Here is an 18,414-nt window from a genome sequence, read left to right on the forward strand (position 1 = left end):
TCAGCGCCTCTCCCCATCGTCGCTGCCCGGGGCAGCGGTGCCGAACAGCTTCACGAACACGAAGGCGATGATCGCCACGGTGATGAAGATCAGCACCGACATCGTGGAGCCGATGCCGAGGTTCAGGCCCCGGATCAGGTTGTTGTAGGCGAGCATCGACACCGACGACGTCTCGTTGCCGCCGTTGGTGAGCACGAAGATGTTGTCGAAGACCCGGAACGCGTCGAGCGTGCGGAACAGCAGCGCGACCAGGATGGCCGGCTTCATCACCGGCAGCATCACCTTGGTGAACCGCTGCCAGGCCGTCGCGCCGTCGGTGGAGGCCGCCTTGAGCAGGTCCTCCGGCACCAGCGCAAGCCCGGCCATCAGCAGCAGCGCCATGAACGGGGTGGTCTTCCAGATCTCCGCCAGCATGATGATCGCCAGCGAGCTGGCCCGCTCGGTCAGCGGGGCGCTGCCGTCGAACAGGTTCGCCAGGTAGCCGGTGCCGGGCGTCCAGGCGTACCGCCAGGAGAACGCGGCGACCACCGTGACGATGCCGTACGGGATCAGCGCGGCGGTGCGGACGATGCCGCGGCCGACGAGCGTCCGGTGCATGATCAGCGCCAGGCCCATGCCGAGCACCAGCTCGACCGCGACGGTGACCACGGTGATCAGCGCGGTCACCCCGAACGCGGTCCACCAGAAGTCGTTCGTCAGCACCGTGACGTAGTTCTCCAGCCCGACGAACTGCCGCTCGCCGGGGAAGCGCAGGTCGAAGCGCTGCAGTGACAGCCAGACCGAGTACAGGATCGGGTACGCGGTGACCAGCACCATGACCAGCGCGGCCGGCGCGCACAGCAGCAGGCCGAGGCGCCGCTCGGCACGCTTGTTGTCACTCAGCGGGGCGCGGGAGCCGCGCCGGGACCGCTGCTCCGGTACGGCGGCGTGCCGTCCGCCGGGCTGCTCGGCCTCGGCCTCGGCGGCGGCCTGCGCGCCGGCCGGGGTGGCGTTCACGCTCATGGCAGAACCCCCTTGGACTCCAGCGCGTCGGAGATCGCCTTGCGCAGCTCGTCGGCGGTCTGCTCGGGCCGGATCGCCGACGGCGGCGACAGGATCGCCGACATCACCGTGGAGATGCTCTGGTAGGCAGGGGTCAGCGGCCGCACCGCCGGCTCCTTCAGCTCCTCCAGGATGGTCTCCTTCATCGGGTACGCCTCGGTCATCTCCGGGTCGTCGTAGACGGCCTCGATGGTGGGCGGTACGCCGTCGTTGACGGCGGAGAACTTCTGGTTCTCGGCATTACGCAGGCAGCGGGCCGCCTCGAACGACTCCTCCGGGTGCTTCGAGTAGGTGCTGACCGCCAGGTTGACCCCGCCGATGGTGACCTTGCTGGGGGTGCCCGGGTCGATGCCCGGCACCCGGGCCCACTTCACGTTCTTCGCCAGATCGGGGTTGGCCTCCTGGAGCGCCGGATAGACGAACGGCCAGTTCACCTGGAACGCGCCCTTGCCGGACTGGAACTCCAGCCGCACCGGGTCCTCCAGCGCGTTGCTGAACGACGGCGAGGTCACGCCCGACGTGGCGAACTTCTGGAGCTGGTCGAGCGCGCGGACCGCGCCGGCGTCCATCTCCGCCTTCTTGCCGTCGTCGCTGAGGATCTTGCCGCCGGCGCTCTCGGCGAGCGTGTTGTAGAGCACCACCAGGCCCTCGTACTGGGCGCCCATGGTCAGCACCTGGTACGGCTTGCCCTGCTCCTTGAGCTGCTGGGCGGCCGAGATCATCTCGTCCCAGGTCTTCGGCGGCTGCGACACCAGGTCGGACCGGTACCAGAGCAGCTGCACGTTGGTGTTCTTGGGCGCGGCGTAGAGCTCGTCCTCGTACCGGGCGGTGTCCAGCGGGCCGGCCAGCGTGCCCTGCTCGACCTCGGCCTTGTCCTGGCCGGTCCACTCCCGGATCCACTTCGCGCTGGCGAACTCCTGCGTCCACGTGACGTCCAGGCCGAGCACGTCCATCCCGCTGTCCTGCGCGGCGAGGCGGCGCACCATCTGCACCCGCTGCTCGTCGGCCTCGCGCGGCAGCACCCGGTAGTCGATCCGGTACCGCCCCTGCGCCTGCGTGTTGCAGGTGTCGACGACCTTCTGCAGGTTCTGCTCCGGCGGGTAGTACAGGTTGATCGTGGGGACGCCGCCGTCGCCGCCGGATCCGCAGGCGGCCAGCGGGGCCACCAACGCCAGCGCGGCGGCTGCCGCCGCCGCGCGTCCGGCCGGCCGCCGTGCGGCCGTGTCGGGGACTGTCGTCATCACCCTCCCCCTCTCTTCGGCGAAGAACCGGGGGGTGACCCGTGCCCCGGTGCACGGCGATACGACCGGGGCATCGGCCCGATCGCCCGACGCCCCGGGCGTGTCGTGCGGCTGAACGTGCCCGACCTGCGACGGAGCGAAACATCACGGACATGTGACGGCGACAGCACGAACCGGCCGGGACGACCGACAGCTCGTCCCACGTAGTGAAACGGGGAGGCTACCCAGCGTCAGCGGTCTGCACTAGCGTGGGGCTGGCTCCGTAGCCGGCGCGTCGCCGTCGACGCCGATGCGCCTCCGGCCGTCCCCCATCGCCCGCCCGATCGGTTGGTTCTGACGGGAAGTGCCGTGCGCGCGTTCCCCGGTTGGGCAGGATTCCCCCGAGGAGGTGCCGTCGTGCAGGACACCCGCGCTCTCGCCCTGACGTTCGAGGTGAGCGGCCTGCCCCCGGTCAAGACCGAGGCCTTGTCCATCTTCGCCGCCGGGCACCGGCAGGCGACGAGGGTCCGCACCCTGCTCCAGGCCGCCTGCACGGCGGCCCAGCGCACCGGGTGGACCCCGCTGACCGGTCCGGTCGAGGTGGACCTGACCCTGCGCTGTCCGCCCGGGCACCGCACCTCCGACGCCAGCACGCTGCTGGGCGGCGTGTGCGCGGTGCTCCAGGACAAGAAGCGGGTCTCCTCCATCGGCCTCGCCCACCTCGGGGTGCTGGTCGACGTCGCGCTCTGGTCCGACGACCGGCAGATCCGCCGGCTGTCGTACGTCGAGGAGCCGGCGGAGGAGTTCTCGTATCTGGTCCGGGTGTCGGCCGTACCGACGATGGTTTGACCGACGTCCGCGGTGGGGTACCGCGGACGCCGACGAAGGGAGTGCCGATGTCGGAGCCACATGTCACGCTCGACCCGAGCGGGCTCGACCCGGTGCAGCAGAAGCTGCGCGGCCCGCTGGAGGATCAGCTGACGTCGGCCCTGCAGGCGGCCGCCGACCGGGTCCGCGCCGGTTACGCCGGCGAGCCGGTGGAGGACGTCTGCCGTCGGTTGCTCGACGAGACCCGCTCCGGCCTGCACCCGGACATCGCGGCCGGCTTCCAGCCGGACATGGACGAGTTCTGCCGGGTGGCGGTGGCGATCGTGCGGGGCGAGCTGACCTGAGCCCCGGGCCAACCCGGAATTGAGTACGCGTACCGATGGCGGGTCCGCCCGGGGCGGCGAGAATTCTCCCCGTGCGAACTCGAATCATGATCGTTCTTGCCGTGCTCGGACTGACCGGGCTGATGGCGACCACCGGGTGTTCCCTGCGGCAGAGCATCTGCGGCAGCGACGAGTACCCGGTGATCGCGGTCGGCCCGCAGGGCGGCAGTTCCTGCGTGCCGGACGGCCAGGAGCCGTCCCCGCCGTACGTGCGCTACCCGGACGGCAAGGTGCCGAAGTACGTCGACGACGAGTGGGACGTCTACTGGCGCACCCACGGCATCGACGAGGACAACAGGGTCATCGACCGCTGACGAAGGCCCGCGTCAGCTCCGCCGGACGTCGACCGAGACGACGTGGGTGCCGTCCGGGCGGTCGGCCTCCCCCAGCCGCACCGGGAGCCGGCCGCCGTCGGGCGGTCGCAGGCCGAGCCCGAAGCTGAGGTGTCCCTCGTAGTCACCGGCCACCGCCCATCCGCGCAGCGTCGGGAAGCGGATCGCCGCCGGTGGCAGGTCCGCCGTCCCGCCGCCGCGGGCGTCGTGCGCCTGGGCCGGGTCGAACCGCACCGACAGGTACGCGGTGCCGGGTAGCGTGACCGGCGCCCCGCGCCCCTCGGTCACCACCTGCGGCACGTAGGCGACCTCATAGGACGGTGTGGGTCCGCGGAAGGCGAACGTGATCCGGCTGAACCCCTCCACCGGGTGGTCGCCGACGTCGATCGCCACCAGGACGGGCAGCGGTTCCCCGGGCGGCGGGGCGACCGGCACCCGTACCCGATGGGCCACCCGGACCGGGCCGCCGGGCACCGCCCAGCCCCAGGTGGCGTGCCAGGACCCGGCGACCGGCTCGGCCTCGGTGGGCACCGGCGGGGTGGGCGTGGCCTCCGGCGTCCCGGTGGCGGCCGGCGCGGACGCCGCCGCGACGGTCGGGGTGGGCGCCGTGGACGCACCGTCGTGGCCGGTCGCCGTGCAGGCCGCCGCGAGCAGCACGACCAGACCGGCGAGCAGCGGTGCGCGCTGAGGAGTCATGACTCAGTGTCGCTCCGTGACCGGCTCACGCACCAGAGGCGTCCCACCCGGAATCCGCCAGGCAGTAAATGGGGCCGGACGGGTCAGGACCGGGTCCGCAACTCCCCGGTCCTGACCCCGGCCGTCCGGTTCGGTAGCGGTCTGCGCCACGGGAACCCGGCAGGCGTGGCACGACGCCTTCCGCCGGGCTCCGCGCGGCGAGCCGTATGCCCGCACTCAGCTCCACGGTGCTCTTACCACCGGACTCCGGTGCGCCCCCGTCTCACCCCGACGAGACGTGGGCGCGGGCTCAGGTTAGGCGCGTCCGCGCAGGCCGGACAAGCGATGACCGGCGACCACACTTGTGATTGATGTCTATGCCGAATTGCGGCATGTCGGCGTAACGGGGTCACCCGGTTTCGCGCTGTTCGACTTCGAGACGCGGACTGCGCCCGGCCTGCCGCGGCGGCACGGTCCGGGCCGCGACGGCACCGGCGACGAGCGCCAGCGCGGCCACGTGCAGCACCCGTACGCCCGCCGGGGCGGGGACGCCGGCGGCCGGCAGCGCGGGCATCAGCAGCGCGCCGAGCCCGGTGACCGCCAGCGCCACCCGCCAGAACACGTTCGGGTTCGCCTCCGGCGCGGATACGGGTACGCCGCCCGCCCGCAGGCCGCGGCGGGCCTCGTGCACGGCCAGGACGACCACCAGCAGTCCGCCGCCGAGGCCGGCGACCACATCCGCGAACTGGAACCAGTAGACGCCGGTCAGCGCGCGGAAGTCGGCGACGCCGAGCAGCCGGGGCAGTCGCTCGCTGTGACTGAGCCGGTCCCACGCCACGTGACTGAATGCGCCGATCAGCGCCGAGCACACGGTCACCTGCCAGGGGTGACGCACCCGGGCCAGCGTCACGTACCAGGGCCAGCCGAACAACCGCTGCCCGGGCAGGTGCACCGCGATGCCGGCGACCACGCGGCGCACCACCCAGGCGTACACGAGGGCGACCGGCAGGCACCACCAGAGCAGTCCGCCGAGCGTGTGCGTCCGCAGGTTCAGGGCCAGCGGCGTGCCGGTGACCAGGTACCCGACGTCCGGCGCCACCGCGCCGGTGCACAGCGCCACCCCGTCGAACCAGCCCGGCCGCCACCGTTTCAGCGGCAGCACCGGCGCCAGGTGCGACGGGAAGGTCAGCGGCACGTCCCGGACGTTACCGGCCCGCTCAGAAGTGATGGACCAGGTCGGGGAACGCGGCCAGCCGGATCACCCGCTGGTCGGACGGGTCCAGCTCGTCGTGTTCCAGGACCCAGGTGTTCTCGTTCGGGATGAAGACCGCGTTCATCCCGGCGGCCCGGGCGGGCAGGATGTCCGAGCGCGGCGAGTTGCCGATCATCCAGGCGGCCGCCGGGTCGAAGGCGTGCTCTCGGGCCAGCCAGCGGTAGGTGTTCGCGTCCTTCTCCGGGACGATGTGCGCGGCCCGGAAGTGGTGCAGCAGCCCGCAGGCGTCCAGCTTGCGCTGCTGCTCCTCGCGCTCACCCTTGGTCAGCAGCAGCAGCTCGTGCCGGCCTGCCAGGTCGTCGAGCGTCTCGGCCACGCCCGGCATCAGCTCCACCTGGTGCCCGACCAGCGCCGCCGCGAGCTGCTCGATCTCGGCGCGCTCCCGCGCGGTGGCCGGACGCTCGCGCAGCTTCTCCAGGCACTCGCCGAGACTGCGCAGGAAGACCTTGCTGCCGTAGCCGTGCGCGACGGCGTTGGCGCGCTCGATGTCGTCGAGCACCGCGCGGATCCGGGCCCGGTCCAGCGTGGGGTGGTCCAGCCAGGTGAGGAAGTCGTCGATGACGCGCTCGAACAGGACGTTGTTCTCCCAGAGCGTGTCGTCGGCGTCGAAGACCAGCACGGCGGCGTCCCGGCGCGACGGCATTGCGTTCCCCTCCCCCTCGCGGACCCCGCACACCGTACTGCCCGGTCGCCGGACGGGCCACGCGGATTATCCGGTCGGCCGCCGGTTACCGGCGGCTACCCGACTGCGGAATCCCTGGTCGGACGGCATGCTTCGGCCATGACGATCTCACCCGATCATCCACCTGGACGCCGGCGCCGGCGGCGCGCCGCCGTCGCGGTGGCCGCGACGCTCGCCGTCGCGGGCGCGGCGCTGCCGGGAGCCCCGGCACTTGCCGTCAACGCCGCACACACCACAGTGGTCGGCACCAACCCGGTCGACTGGACGCCGCACGCGCTGGACGGCACCGTCCACCGCATCCTCCAGATCGGCAACCGCGTGTACGTCGCCGGCACGTTCAGCAAGGTGCGCAACGCCGGCCAGACGGCCCAGCTGGCGATGCCCCGGCTGGTGGCGCTGGACGCGACCACCGGCCGGATCGACACCACGTTCCGGCCACAGGTCAACGGCGCGGTCAAGGCGCTCGCCGCCGCGCCGGACGGCCGCTCGCTCTACATCGGCGGCGCGTTCACCACTGTCAACGGCACCGCCGCGTCCCGGCTGGCCCGGATCGACGCGGCCACCGGCGCCCGGGTCGCCGGGTTCACCACGCCGGCGCTGAACAACCAGGTGAACGACATGCGCCTGGTCGGTAACCGGCTGATCGTCGGCGGCGCGTTCCAGACCGTCGGCGGGGTGACCCGGCGCGCCCTCGCGGCGGTGAACGCCACCACCGGGGCGGCCGACGCGTCGGTCAACCTGAACCTGGCCGGTCCGCGCACGACCACCTCCGGTGCCACCGCGCCGGTGAAGGTCGAGGCGCTGGACGTCTCCGCCGACGGCCGGCGGCTGGTGTTCGTGGGCGGCTTCAGCAGCGTCGCGGGCGTGGCGCGGCACCAGATCGCCGTCGCCGACCTGAGCGCGGCCGGTGCCACGCTCTCCGGCTGGGCCACCGACCGCTACCAGCCGCAGTGCGCGCGGACGATGCCGGTCTACATGCGCGGCGTCGACATCTCGCCGGACGGCACCTGGTTCGCGGCGGTCACCACCGGCGGCCCGTTCCCGGGCACGCTCTGCGACACCGCGGCGCGGTTCGAGTTCGGTACGGCCACCGGCGGCAAGCAGCCGACCTGGGCCAACTACACCGGCGGCGACACGCTGCTGTCGGTGGCGGTGACCGGCGCGGCGGTCTACGTCGGCGGCCATCAGCGCTGGCTGGACAACCCGCTGGGCCGCAACTCGGCCGGTCCGGGCGCGGTGCCGCGGCCGGGCATCGGGGCGATCCACCCGACCACCGGCAAGGCGCTGCCGTGGAATCCGACGAAGGACCGGGGCGTCGGCACCCAGGAGCTGTACGCCACCGACCGCGGCCTGTGGATCGGCAGCGACACGGTGACGGTGGCCGGGGAGTACCACGCCCGGCTGGCGTTCCTGCCGCTGCCGTGAGCGTACGGGGCGCGGCGGTACCCCCGCCGCGCCCCGCACGTCAGCGGCGCACGGTGAGGATCGGCCGCGTCAGCGGCGCAGGGTGAGGATCAGGTCGGCGACCAGCGCGGTCCAGCCCGTCTGGTGCCAGGCGCCCAGGCCGGCGCCGTTGTCGCCGTGGAAGTACTCCGGGAAGCAGATCAGGTCGCGCCAGTCCGGGTGGGTCTGGAACAGCTGCGCGGCCCCGTAGATCGGTCGCCGTCCCCACCCGTCGCGGGTGAACAGCGAGATCAGCCGCGCGGACAGGTCGTCGGCGATCTCGTCGAGGGTGCGCTTCACCCCGGACCGGGTCGGGTACTCGACCTGGAGGTCGTCGCCGAAGAACGCGGCGTAGTCGCGCAGCGCGCTGATCAGCAGGAAGTTCGTCGGCATCCAGATCGGGCCGCGCCAGTTGGAGTTGCCGCCGAACAGGCCGCTGGTCGACTCGGCCGGCTCGTAGCCGACGCTGAACTCCTGCCCGCCGAGCGTGACCGTGAACGGCTTGTCCAGGTGGGCCCGGGACAGCGTGCGCAGCCCGTACTCGGAGAGGAACTCGTCGGTGTCGAGCATCCGGGCCAGCAGCCGTACCACCTGGTCCGGGGCGACCATCGACAGCAGCCGCTGCTGGCGGCCGTCCGGACCGAGCCGGCGGGCGCCGATCACCTCGGCGTACTCCGGGCGGTTGGTGAGGAACCAGCGCAGCCGGGCGCCCAGCTCGGGCAGGCGGCGCATGGTCCGGGCGGTCAGCCGGGTGACCGCTGCCAGCGGCAGCAGCCCGACCACCGAGCGCACCTTCAGCGGCACCTTCGTGCCGTCGGCAAGCCGCAGCACGTCGTAGAAGAACGCGTCCTCGGCGTCCCAGAGCCCCTGGTGGTACGCGGCGGCGGCGATGTACGCGAAGTGCTCGAAGAACTTGGTGGCGGTGTCCACGTACGCGCGGTCGTGCTCGGCCAGCACGATCGCGATGTCGAGCAGGTTGAGCGCGTACATGGCCATCCAGCCGGTGCCGTCGGACTGCTCCAGCACCCCGGCCACTGGGAGCGCGGCCGAGCGGTCGAACGGGCCGACGTTGTCCAGCCCGAGGAAGCCGCCCTCGAAGACGTTGTTGCCGCCGGTGTCCTTGCGGTTGACCCACCAGGTGAAGTTGAGCAGCAGCTTGTGCATCACCCGGGCGAGGAACTCGTGGTCGCGCGAGCCGTCGATCTCGAAGACCTTCAGCGCCGCCCAGGCGTGCACCGGCGGGTTCACGTCCCCGAACGCCCACTCGTACGCCGGGATCTGCCCGTTGGGGTGCAGGTACCACTCGCGCAGCAGCAGGAGGATCTGCTCCTTGGCGAAGCCCGGGTCGACCCGGGCGATGGTGACGCAGTGGAAGGCGAGGTCCCAGGCCGCGTACCAGGGGTACTCCCACGGGTCCGGCATGGAGATCACGTCGAAGCTGTTCATGTGCCACCAGGCGCTGTTGCGCCCGTGCCGGCGGCCGGCCGGCGGCGGCGCGGAGCCGGGGTCGCCGGCCAGCCACCGTTCGACGTCGAAGTGGTAGAACTGCTTGCCCCACATCAGCCCGGCGATGGCCTGGCGGGCCACCAGCGCCTCGTCGGCGGTGGCGGCGGCCGGGATGACGGTGTCGAAGAACCGGTTCGCCTCGGCCCGGCGCGCCCACAGCACGGTGTCGAACCCGTCGCCCAGGTCGGCCGGGGCGGGCGGCGCGGCGGCCGGCGGCGGCGCGGTACGGGTCAGCCGCAGCCGGATCTGCCGCTGCTCGCCGGCCGGCACGTCCAGCACGTAGTGCAGCGCGCCCTTGGTGCCGGTGCGGTCGGGGTTGACGGTGGCGGCGCCGGCCACGACGTGGTCGTTGATGCCGTCCTTCGGGTACGCCGACCGCCCCGGCAGCCCCCACAGCCGCTCGGCGTTCGTCTCGTTGTCGCACAGCAGCGGCACCGGGTCGCCGTCGCCCTCCAGCAGGATCTGGCCGAGCACCCAGTGGTCACCGACGAGCCGGGCGCCGCCCTGCGCCCCGGCCTCCTCGCCGGTCAGCTTCGGCATCCGGTCGGTGCCGGGCAGGCCCCACGCCCAGGTGTTGCGGAACCACAGCGTGGGCAGCACGTGCAGTGTCGCGTCCTCGGCGCCCCGGTTCGCCACGGTGACCAGCACGCACATGTCGACCGGTGACGCCTTGGCGTAGTCGACTGTCACCGCCCAGTACCTGTCGTCGTCGAAGATGCCGGTGTCGACCAGCTCGTACTCGGTGTCGTCCCGGCCGCGCAGCGCGTTCACCGCGACCAGCTCGTCGTACGGGAAGGCGGCCTGCGGGTAGTGGTAGCGCCAGCGCATGAAGGAGTGCGTCGGGGTGCTGTCGAGGTACCACCAGTACTCCTTGACGTCCTCCCCGTGGTTGCCGCCGTCGCCGCCGAGGCCGAACATCCGCTCCTTGAGGATCGGGTCGCGCCCGTTCCACAGCGCGAGGGCGAAGCAGAACGTCTGCCGGTCGTCGCAGACGCCGGCCATGCCGTCCTCGTTCCACCGGTACGCTCGGGACCGCGCGTGGTCGTGGGGGAAGTAGTCCCACGCCGTGCCGTGTTCGCTGTAGTCCTCCCGGACGGTCCCCCACGCCCGCTCGGACAGATAGGGGCCCCATGCGCGCCAGTCCTGCTCCCCGGCGTCGGCCTGGGCGAGCCGGTGCCGCTCGGGGTCGGGGGACGCGGAGGTCGACCGGTCGGTGATCACTGGCACATCTTCGACGCCACCGGGGTACTTCTCCACAGCGGCCATTGTCGCCGTGGCATGTCACACCTCGCTGCCGGTGGAGGAAAGTTGATCGACATCCGTTTCGGGCCGCGGGTCTGCGGCGAGCTGTCCGCCGCCACCGCGCGGGAATGGCTGGTCACGGACGGGCGCGGCGGGTACGCGATGGGCACCGTTGCCGGGCTGCGTACCCGCCGGTATCACGGGCTGCTCGTGGTGGCCGATGACACGCCGGCGTCCCGCAAGGTGGGACTCGTGAGCCTCGACCCGGCGGTGACGCTGCCGTCCGGGCGGCAGGTCCGCCTCGGCGCGCACGAGTGGTCCTCGGGCGTGGTCGACCCGCGTGGCTTCGAGCTGCTGGAGCACTTCGACCTGGCCGACGGGGTGCCGCGCTGGCGGTGGCGCGTCGGCGACGTGGTGATCGAGCGGGAGATCGCCATGACGTACGGCCGCTCCTGCGTCGCTGTGGTGCACCGGCTGATCTCCGGCGGCCCGGTGCGGCTGGACCTGGCCGCGGCCTGCACCTGGCGCGACGCGCACGGCGAGCGGCGCGCCGACGGCCCCGCACCCCGCCTGGAACCGGCGGCCGGCGGCGCGGTGGTCGACGGCGCGTACCGCCTGGCCGGACCGGACTGGACCCCGGAAGGGCAGTGGTGGCACGGGGTCCGCCACCGGACCGAGGCCGAGCGCGGCCTGCACCCGGACGAGGACCTCTGGTACGCGGGCCGGTTCACCGGCGCGCTCGACGAGCCGGGCGCGACCGTGTCGGTGCTGGCCTGGGCGGACGACCTGGCCGAGGAGCCGCCGCCGGCGACCGCCGTGGTCGAGGCGGCCCGGCGGCGCAGCCGCGCGGTGGTGGCGGCGGCGAAACCCGGCGACGCGGTCGAGGCGACGCTCGCGCTCGCCGCCGACGCGTTCGTGGTACGCACCGCCACCGGCCCGGACGTGGTCGCCGGCTACCCCTGGTTCGGGGCCTGGTCGCGGGACACGATGATCTCCTACGAGGGGCTGTTCCTGTGCACGAACCGGGCCGACGAGGGCCGGGACCTGCTGCGGGCGTACGCGGCCACGCTGAACGAGGGCATGCTGGCGAACACGGCCGACACCGGCCGGGTCGAGTACAACACCGTCGACGCGACGCTGTGGTTCCTGCACGCGGTGCACCGGCACGTCACCGTCACCGGCGACACCGACCTGGGCGACGAGCTGCTGCCCGCGCTGCACGGCGTGGTCGAGGCGCACGTCGCGGGCACCCGGTACGGCATCGGCGTCGACCCGGCCGACGGGCTGCTGGCCCAGGGCGGCCCGCCGGACGTGGCGCTCACCTGGATGGACGCCCGGGTGTACGGGGTACCGGTGACCCCGCGTACCGGCAAGCCGGTCGAGGTGAACGCGCTGTGGATCAACGGGCTGGCCGGGCTCGCCGAGCTGACCGAGCTGGCCGGACGCGACGCCGCCGCGCTGCACGCCCTGCACCACCGGGCCACCGCCGCGTTCCGGGAGCGCTTCCCCGCCCCGGCCGGCTGGCTGTACGACGTGGTGGACGCGCCGGCGCCCGCGTACCCGCTGGGCGGGGCCGCACACCACGACGACGACCTGTTGCGCCCCAACCAGCTGCTCGCCTGGTCGCTGCCGCACGCGCCGCTGGAGCCGGACGAGGCCGCGCTGCGCCGGATCACCGAGGCGCTGTTCACCCCGCTCGGGCCGCGCAGCCTCGCCCCGGACTCCCCCGGCTGGACCGGCCGGCACCGGGGCGGGCCCGCCGAGCGGGACTCCGCGTACCACCAGGGCACCGTCTGGCCGTGGCTGACCGGGCCGCTGCTGGACGCGTACCGCCGGGCCGGGCTGCCCACCGACGACCTGCTCGTGGGTCTGGTGGGCCACCTCGCCGAGGACGGCCTGGGCTCGGTCAGCGAGACCGCCGACGGCGCGGCGCCGCACGCGGCCACCGGCTGCCCCTTCCAGGCGTGGTCGGTGGCCGAGCTGCTGCGCGCGCGGCGGACGCGCCGGTAACGCGTTACAGACCGGCAACCGGCGCGTCGCCGCCGGTTATCGACCCCTCGGCAGGATGGGTGCCGACCCCACCGGACACCGCGGCGACGCCGCCGGGGTGGGGACGCCACAACTCAAAGGGGGCCGCGTGTCAGCTGACGCCGAAGTGATCGACATCCAGCCCGCCCGGCGCCTGCGGGTGCTGCTGCTCTCCTGGGAGTACCCGCCGGTGCTCGTCGGTGGCCTCGGCCGCCACGTCCACGCGCTGTCAGTGGCGCTTGCCGCCGCCGGGCACGAGGTCACAGTCGTCACCCGCCACGCCGAGGGCGCTCCCCTGGAGGAGTACGCCGACGGCGTGCGCGTCGTCCGCGCCGCCGAGGATCCGGTCCGGTTCCCGCTGGCCACCGGTTCGCTGCTGGCCTGGACGATGGCGTTCAACCACACGCTGACCCGGGCCGCGCTGCGCGCCGCCGCGTCCGGCACCTACGACGTGATCCACGCCCACGACTGGCTGGTCGCGCACACCGCCGTCACGTTGGCCGAGCACCTGGACGTGCCGCTGGTGACCACCATCCACGCCACCGAGGCGGGCCGGCACCAGGGCTGGCTGCCGGAGGAGATGAACCGCACCATCCACGGTGTCGAGCACTGGCTGAGCAACGCCTCCGGCCGGGTGATCGCCTGCTCCGGGTACATGCGCGACCAGGTGGCCCGGCTGTTCGGCGTACCGTCCGGGCGCATCGACGTGGTCGCCAACGGCGTCGACGACCGGGCCTGGCGGGCGCGGCCGCACGCGGTCGCCTCCGCCCGGGCACGCTTCGCCGCGGGCGGGCCGCTCGTCGGGTACGCCGGCCGCCTGGTCTACGAGAAGGGCGTGCAGCACCTGGTGCACGCCGTGCCGCACCTGGCGAGGCGGCACCCCGGCCTGCGGGTGGTGATCGCCGGAGACGGGCCGTACCGGGACGAGCTGGTCGACCAGGCGCGGCGGCTGCACCTCGGGGACACGGTCCGGTTCGCCGGCTTCATGGACGCCACTCAACTGCCCGCGGTGCTCGCCGCCACCGACGCCACGGTGATCCCCAGCCTCTACGAGCCGTTCGGCATGATCGCGCTGGAGGCGGCGGCCGCCGGAGCGCCGCTCGCGGTCGCGCGTACCGGCGGGCTGGCGGAGATCGTCGAGCCCGGGGTCACCGGTGTGACGTTCCCGCACGGCGACCCGGACGCGCTGGCCGGTGCCGTCGACCGGCTGCTCGGCGACGAGGTGTTCGCCCGGCGGGTGGCGCGCAAGGCGCGCAGCATGGTCAGCCGGCGCTACACCTGGTCGGCGATCGCCGCCCGCACCGCCGCCGCCTATGCCACCGCCCGCCGCGACCACGACACGTTCCAGGCCCGCCGGGCCACCGCCCTGCTGGCCGGCGACCGGTCCCCGATCACCGTCCCGGAGGGGAACCTGCTCGCCGGCGCCGCAAGTTAGGGGCATGACGCACTGACATGCGATAGGTACCGTCCGATCCGTTGGCTATTGTGGACCACTGACCAGCGGTGAGGAGTGCGGTGCGGGAGGTATTGATCGCGGGGCGGTACCGCCTGCTCGAACTGGTCGGCCGCGGCGGGATGGGCCAGGTCTGGCGGGCGCGCGACGAGGAGCTGCAGCGCGAGGTCGCGGTGAAGCAGGTCGTGCCGCCGAACTGGCTCGCCGAGAACGAGCAGGACGAGCTGCGCGCCCGTACGCTGCGCGAGGCACGGACGTCCGCGCGGCTCAACCACCCCAACGTGGTGCGGGTCTACGACGTGGTCCGGGTCCAGGGCGAACCCTGGCTGATCATGGAGTACGTCCCGTCGCGCTCGCTCCAGGAGATCATCGAGACCGACGGGCCGCTGCCGCCCGGCCGGGCCGCCGAGATCGGCCTGTCGGTGCTCGCCGCGCTGCGCGCCGCGCACGACGCCGGGGTGCTGCACCGGGACGTGAAGCCCGCGAACGTGCTGCTGGCCCGGGACGGGCGGGTGCTGCTCACCGACTTCGGGCTGGCCGTGTTCCAGGGCGGCGACGGCGCGATGACCCGGCCCGGCCTGGTCCTCGGCTCCCCCCAGTACGTGGCCCCGGAGCGGGCCGCCGACGGCGTGTCGAGCGTCGAGGCGGACATGTGGTCGCTCGGCGCCACGCTGCACGCCGCGGTGGAGGGCCGCTCCCCGTACGCCCGCAGCACCGCGATGGCCACGCTCGCCGCGCTCGCCACCCGGCCGCCCGACCCGGCTCCGCACGCCGGCCCGCTGACGCCGGTGCTGACCGGGCTGCTGCGGCGCGATCCGCGTACCCGCCTGGGGCACCGCGAGACGGCCCGCCTGCTCGGCGTCGCCGCGGTGTCGGAGGCCGACGCGGAGGCCGCCGGGTCGGCGGGCCGCGCCGGCGCCGCGCCGGCCGAGCGGCCGGCCGGCGGACGCGAGGCCGACGCGGCGGGTGACGAGCCGGGGTCACCGGGGAACCCGGCGGCCCCGGGTGGCATCTACCCGGACCTGATGCCACCGGCCGCCGCCGCCCGCGCGTGGAGCCGGGCGGCGAAGCGCAGCGAGTGGGCCCCGCCCGCCGAGGGCGACCGCGCGCCACCGAGCGGCGAGGCGGCCGACGCCTCCGGTCCGGCCGGTGCGGGCGCCCGTTCGGTCCCGGCCGCCCGCGCGGACATCGGCGGTCCGGCGTCCCCGGCCGGCCGCTCGGGAGCGCTCGGGCGCACGGACGCGGCCGGTTCGTCGGCGCCGATCGGCCGTGCGGAGGGAAACCTCCGTCCGGACGCGAACGGCGGCTCGGGAGCGGTCGGCGGCTCGGGAGCGGTCGGAGGGGCTGTCGGAGGCACGGTCGTCGGCGCGGGCGCGGCCGGCCCGGGCGGCGGTTCGCAGGTGGTCGGAGGCCCGAGGACGGTCGGTGGGCCCTCCGCGGCGGGCGGTCCGCCCGCCGGTGGCCCGGCCGGGGACGGCGGCTCGGGTGCGGTCGGCCGCGCGGCCGCTGTGGGTCGCGCGGCACCACCGACGAGCGCCCGGCCCGGTGAACCGGAACGCGGCCAGGCGGCCGAACCGGAGCAGGCCGCGACCGCGGAACCGTCCCGGGGCGGGCCGGCCCGCCCGGCCCCGATCAGCCTCGGCCCCACCGTCCTCACCAGCTTCGTCGACCCGGGCAGCCCGGGCGGCCCCGAGTCGGCGCCCCGCGCCGACGCCCTCAGCCCGGTGCACATCGTCGGCCCCGGCGCCGCGCCGGTAGGCAAGCCTCCACCGGTCGCCCACAGCGGGCCGGTCGACAGCGGCGCCGTTCACCCGGCCCCGCCCCGGCCCGCCGGTGTCCCCCGCCCCGCCGATCCCCCGCTCACCTCCGGCGACGGGAACCCGCTGCACCGCTGGGGAATCGTGCTGGGCGCCGTGCTGCTGGCGGTGGCGACCGGGGTGGGCACCGCGCTGGCTATCACCGGTGGCCGCGACGATCCGCCGCAGGCGGGCAGTTCCACCGAGGCCGTCGCCCGCCCGTGGGACCGCCCGCCCGGGCCGGGCGCGCCGCCTCCGCCGTTCCCCTGCGTCCGGCCCGACGTGGCCGGTACACCGGTCCGCAAGGGACCACCACCGGACGACCCGCCGGTGACCGTTCCGGCCGGCTGGGTCTGGCCCGCCGACACCGGCGGCTTCCGGATCGCCCTGCCCGCCGGCTGGTTGCAGCTGCGCTCCGGCGACACCACCTGCTTCCAGGACCCGGAGACGCGGCGCATCCTGGGCGTCGAGCCGTACCCGGGCGGTGATCCGGTGGGCCGGCTGAAGTCGTCCGAGCGGGATCTCACCTCGGCCGGCCGGCTGCCGCACTACCAGAAGGTCCGGCTGGAGTCCGACGGCCCGGGCGCGGCGTGGGAGTGCCGCTGGACCGCGCCGTACGGGGAACGGATGCGCGCGTTGCGCGTGCTGCCAGGCGAGCGGGCCGGATGGACGCTCGGCTGGACCACCTCCGACGCCGACTGGCCCGCCGCCTCGAAGCAGTTCGCCGTCATCCGCGCGAGCCTCGGCACGGTCCGGCCCACCCGTACCGCGGGCTGATGCGGCGCGGTGGGCACCACTTCCCCAGTGGACCGTCCGGCTGATGCCCCGCTGTCGCACGGGCTGACTACAGTGGCGTAGTTTTTGTGGATCAAGATCTTCGGGAAGGGCGAGCCGAGATGATGGGACCGTCCCACGCGCTCTCGGGCGCGGCGGTGTGGCTGACCGGCTCCTGGGCGATGGCCCAGTTCGCGGACTACCACCAGACACCGCTGGCCCTGGCGGTGGGCACCGCGGTCTGCGCCGGCGGGGCGCTCTTCCCAGACCTGGACCTGTCCGGGAAGGTCACCCGCAACCAGGGCGGCGCCACCGTGGCCCGCACCTTCGGCGTGGTCAGCCTCTTCGTCGCCGAGGTGATGGAGAAGATCTCGCTCGGCGTCTACTACGCCACCAAGCTGAGCAAGGACCCGCGCCGCAACAACGGGCACCGCACGCTGACCCACACCATCCCGTTCACCGTGCTCGTCGGCTGGGGCACCACCGCACTGTGCGCCCACTACGGCAAGTGGGCGGTGGTCGGCATCCTCTTCTTCATGATCGGCCTGGCGCTGCGCGGGCTGTTCGACAAGTGGGCCGAGCGTGCCGGCTGGGTGGTGGTCACGCTGGTGTCCGCCGCCGCGGCCTGGTTCACGTTCGCCAACCTGCCCGGCGACCGGGGCTATCCGATGATCGGGCTCGCGGTCGGGGTGGGCTGTTTCGTGCACATCCTCGGCGACATGATCACCCGGGCCGGGGTGCCGATCCTGTGGCCCATCCCGATCAAACGCCGGATGTGGACGATGGTCGGCCTGCCCAACAAGATCGCCCTGCGTACCGGCAGCAAGGCCGAGACGGTGGTGCTGCGCACCGCGATGACAATCCTGTCCGTCCTGGCCGCGGTGGGGCTGGTCGCCCCGTCGGTGCTGCAGCGCTTCGACATCCAGGTGTAGGTCAGCGCGCCTCGGCGCGTACCGGTCGGGCGGTGGCCGCCCGGGCCCGGATCAGCCGGGCGGTCCAGCCCACGCCGCGGGCGGTGAGCGCGTACGCCGCCGTCGGCGGGAGGGCCAGCAGCGCGGCGATCCCGGCCACCAGCGGCACCCGAGGGCCGGGCACGTCCGTGGCGACCGCCGTCGCGGCGGTGTAGCCGGCGGCCAGCACGACTGCGACGAGCCCGGCGTACGCGAGCGCCGGACCGGCCCGCCGCCGTCCCGCCGCCGCACCGAGCGCGACGGCCGGCGCGAACAGCAGCGGCAGCGCCGCCACACCGAGCAGCGCCGCGATCAGCACCAGCAGCGGTCCGGCCAGCGGGCCGCCCGGGTCGGCGCCGGTGACCAGCGCGTACGCCAGCAGGCCGAGGTAGCCGGCGACCGCCTCCGCGACGACGACGAGCCACGCCGCGACTGCTCCGGCGAGATGACGAGCGACAGTGGTGCCCACGTTGTCCCCCTCCCCCGTGCGGACGGCGCCACGACCGTCCGATGAGAACGGTAGTGCCCGGGACGGCGGCGGACAGAGGCCGCACCCGGCATCACTCTGAGTAGGGAAGCAGTAGTCGTCGATCGTCCGCGCGGACGATCGACGACACGCTAATGCGCATTAGCGCCGAGGTTCGCCTACTGTCGCGCGCTCGGTCGACCCTTGTCAAGATCTCCGCCCGAACAACCGCCGGACGGCGGCGGAAACGGTTGCTAATCCGCATTACATCAGGGAGTTCATCGAACGGAAATCTTCCGGCCACCCCTTGACAGGACGCCGG

15 protein-coding genes are annotated in these 18,414 nt (G+C 73.8%); 8 read left to right on the forward strand and 7 right to left on the reverse strand.

Annotated features, from left to right (window positions below; translation table 11 throughout):
- Entirely contained in the window at nucleotides 1-1,002 is a 1,002-nt protein-coding gene (locus tag O7611_RS18075; protein ID WP_269697281.1) for a carbohydrate ABC transporter permease, read from the reverse strand.
- Nucleotides 999-2,282: an ABC transporter substrate-binding protein gene (locus O7611_RS18080; protein WP_194803101.1), complete on the reverse strand. Its 1,284-nt coding sequence runs from the start codon at nucleotides 2,280-2,282 to the stop codon at nucleotides 999-1,001. The genes O7611_RS18075 and O7611_RS18080 overlap by 4 nt, the downstream gene beginning before the upstream one ends.
- 396 nt (nucleotides 2,283-2,678) lie before the next feature.
- Between O7611_RS18080 and O7611_RS18085 the strand changes: the two genes are divergently transcribed.
- The 3 genes from O7611_RS18085 (at nucleotide 2,679) to O7611_RS18095 (ending at nucleotide 3,786) form a co-directional block, all read left to right on the forward strand.
- Nucleotides 2,679-3,110 carry a hypothetical protein gene (locus O7611_RS18085; protein ID WP_135241065.1) on the forward strand — a complete coding sequence of 144 codons (432 nt, stop codon included), beginning with the start codon at nucleotides 2,679-2,681 and terminating at the stop codon, nucleotides 3,108-3,110.
- A 47-nt stretch (nucleotides 3,111-3,157) separates the two neighbouring features.
- Nucleotides 3,158-3,433 carry a hypothetical protein gene (locus tag O7611_RS18090; protein ID WP_013287312.1) on the forward strand — a complete coding sequence of 92 codons (276 nt, stop codon included), beginning with the start codon at nucleotides 3,158-3,160 and terminating at the stop codon, nucleotides 3,431-3,433.
- 71 nt (nucleotides 3,434-3,504) lie between these two features.
- On the forward strand, nucleotides 3,505-3,786 hold the full coding sequence (locus O7611_RS18095; protein WP_269697282.1) for an SCO0607 family lipoprotein: 282 nt from the start codon (nucleotides 3,505-3,507) through the stop codon (nucleotides 3,784-3,786).
- A 12-nt stretch (nucleotides 3,787-3,798) separates the two neighbouring features.
- On the opposite strand, the gene O7611_RS18100 is transcribed toward O7611_RS18095, so the two are convergent.
- The 3 genes from O7611_RS18100 to O7611_RS18110 form a co-directional block, all read right to left on the reverse strand.
- Nucleotides 3,799-4,500 (reverse strand): AMIN-like domain-containing (lipo)protein, encoded by a 702-nt coding sequence (locus tag O7611_RS18100; protein WP_194803099.1) that lies wholly within the window; start codon nucleotides 4,498-4,500, stop codon nucleotides 3,799-3,801.
- A gap of 388 nt (nucleotides 4,501-4,888) precedes the next feature.
- Nucleotides 4,889-5,674: a DUF4184 family protein gene (locus O7611_RS18105; RefSeq protein WP_194803098.1), complete on the reverse strand. Its 786-nt coding sequence runs from the start codon at nucleotides 5,672-5,674 to the stop codon at nucleotides 4,889-4,891.
- Between the two features lie 22 nt (nucleotides 5,675-5,696).
- Complete coding sequence (locus O7611_RS18110; protein WP_194803097.1) at nucleotides 5,697-6,395, reverse strand: HAD family hydrolase; 699 nt, start codon at nucleotides 6,393-6,395, stop codon at nucleotides 5,697-5,699.
- A gap of 138 nt (nucleotides 6,396-6,533) precedes the next feature.
- On the opposite strand from O7611_RS18110, the gene O7611_RS18115 reads away from it, so the two are divergent.
- Nucleotides 6,534-7,859 carry a hypothetical protein gene (locus O7611_RS18115; protein WP_228532929.1) on the forward strand — a complete coding sequence of 442 codons (1,326 nt, stop codon included), beginning with the start codon at nucleotides 6,534-6,536 and terminating at the stop codon, nucleotides 7,857-7,859.
- Between the two features lie 69 nt (nucleotides 7,860-7,928).
- Here O7611_RS18115 and O7611_RS18120 read toward each other — a convergent pair whose 3' ends face one another.
- Nucleotides 7,929-10,649, reverse strand: coding sequence for an MGH1-like glycoside hydrolase domain-containing protein (locus tag O7611_RS18120; protein ID WP_269697283.1), 2,721 nt, complete (start codon nucleotides 10,647-10,649; stop codon nucleotides 7,929-7,931).
- Nucleotides 10,650-10,691: 42 nt separating this feature from the next.
- Here O7611_RS18120 and O7611_RS18125 point away from each other — a divergent pair, with 42 nt between their 5' ends.
- The 4 genes from O7611_RS18125 to O7611_RS18140 all read left to right on the forward strand — a co-directional run bounded on the left by O7611_RS18125 (nucleotide 10,692) and on the right by O7611_RS18140 (nucleotide 17,608).
- Nucleotides 10,692-12,635, forward strand: coding sequence for an amylo-alpha-1,6-glucosidase (locus O7611_RS18125; RefSeq protein WP_269697284.1), 1,944 nt, complete (start codon nucleotides 10,692-10,694; stop codon nucleotides 12,633-12,635).
- Nucleotides 12,636-12,762: 127 nt separating this feature from the next.
- The gene (locus O7611_RS18130) at nucleotides 12,763-14,088 is read left to right on the forward strand and encodes a glycosyltransferase family 4 protein (RefSeq protein WP_269697285.1); all 1,326 of its coding nucleotides are present in this window, start codon (nucleotides 12,763-12,765) and stop codon (nucleotides 14,086-14,088) included.
- A gap of 80 nt (nucleotides 14,089-14,168) precedes the next feature.
- Complete coding sequence (locus tag O7611_RS31915; RefSeq protein ID WP_332367423.1) at nucleotides 14,169-16,679, forward strand: serine/threonine-protein kinase; 2,511 nt, start codon at nucleotides 14,169-14,171, stop codon at nucleotides 16,677-16,679.
- 119 nt (nucleotides 16,680-16,798) lie between these two features.
- On the forward strand, nucleotides 16,799-17,608 hold the full coding sequence (locus O7611_RS18140) for a metal-dependent hydrolase (protein WP_091427497.1): 810 nt from the start codon (nucleotides 16,799-16,801) through the stop codon (nucleotides 17,606-17,608).
- A gap of 1 nt (nucleotide 17,609) precedes the next feature.
- On the opposite strand, the gene O7611_RS18145 is transcribed toward O7611_RS18140, so the two are convergent.
- The gene (locus O7611_RS18145) at nucleotides 17,610-18,095 is read right to left on the reverse strand and encodes a hypothetical protein (protein WP_269697286.1); all 486 of its coding nucleotides are present in this window, start codon (nucleotides 18,093-18,095) and stop codon (nucleotides 17,610-17,612) included.
- Between the last annotated feature and the right edge of the window lie 319 nt (nucleotides 18,096-18,414).

This window comes from Micromonospora sp. WMMC273, assembly GCF_027460285.1.
Classification (GTDB): domain Bacteria; phylum Actinomycetota; class Actinomycetes; order Mycobacteriales; family Micromonosporaceae; genus Micromonospora; species Micromonospora aurantiaca.

Bases quoted from the DNA above. Each gene is read 5' to 3' on its own strand.
- O7611_RS18115 (WP_228532929.1), top strand. From the start codon at position 6,534: ATGACGATCTCACCCGATCATCCACCTGGACGCCGGCGCCGGCGGCGC.
- O7611_RS18120 (WP_269697283.1), bottom strand. From the start codon at position 10,649: ATGGCCGCTGTGGAGAAGTACCCCGGTGGCGTCGAAGATGTGCCAGTG.
- O7611_RS18075 (WP_269697281.1), bottom strand. From the start codon at position 1,002: ATGAGCGTGAACGCCACCCCGGCCGGCGCGCAGGCCGCCGCCGAGGCC.
- O7611_RS18100 (WP_194803099.1), bottom strand. From the start codon at position 4,500: ATGACTCCTCAGCGCGCACCGCTGCTCGCCGGTCTGGTCGTGCTGCTC.
- O7611_RS18080 (WP_194803101.1), bottom strand. From the start codon at position 2,282: ATGACGACAGTCCCCGACACGGCCGCACGGCGGCCGGCCGGACGCGCG.
- O7611_RS18090 (WP_013287312.1), top strand. From the start codon at position 3,158: ATGTCGGAGCCACATGTCACGCTCGACCCGAGCGGGCTCGACCCGGTG.
- O7611_RS18110 (WP_194803097.1), bottom strand. From the start codon at position 6,395: ATGCCGTCGCGCCGGGACGCCGCCGTGCTGGTCTTCGACGCCGACGAC.
- O7611_RS18140 (WP_091427497.1), top strand. From the start codon at position 16,799: ATGATGGGACCGTCCCACGCGCTCTCGGGCGCGGCGGTGTGGCTGACC.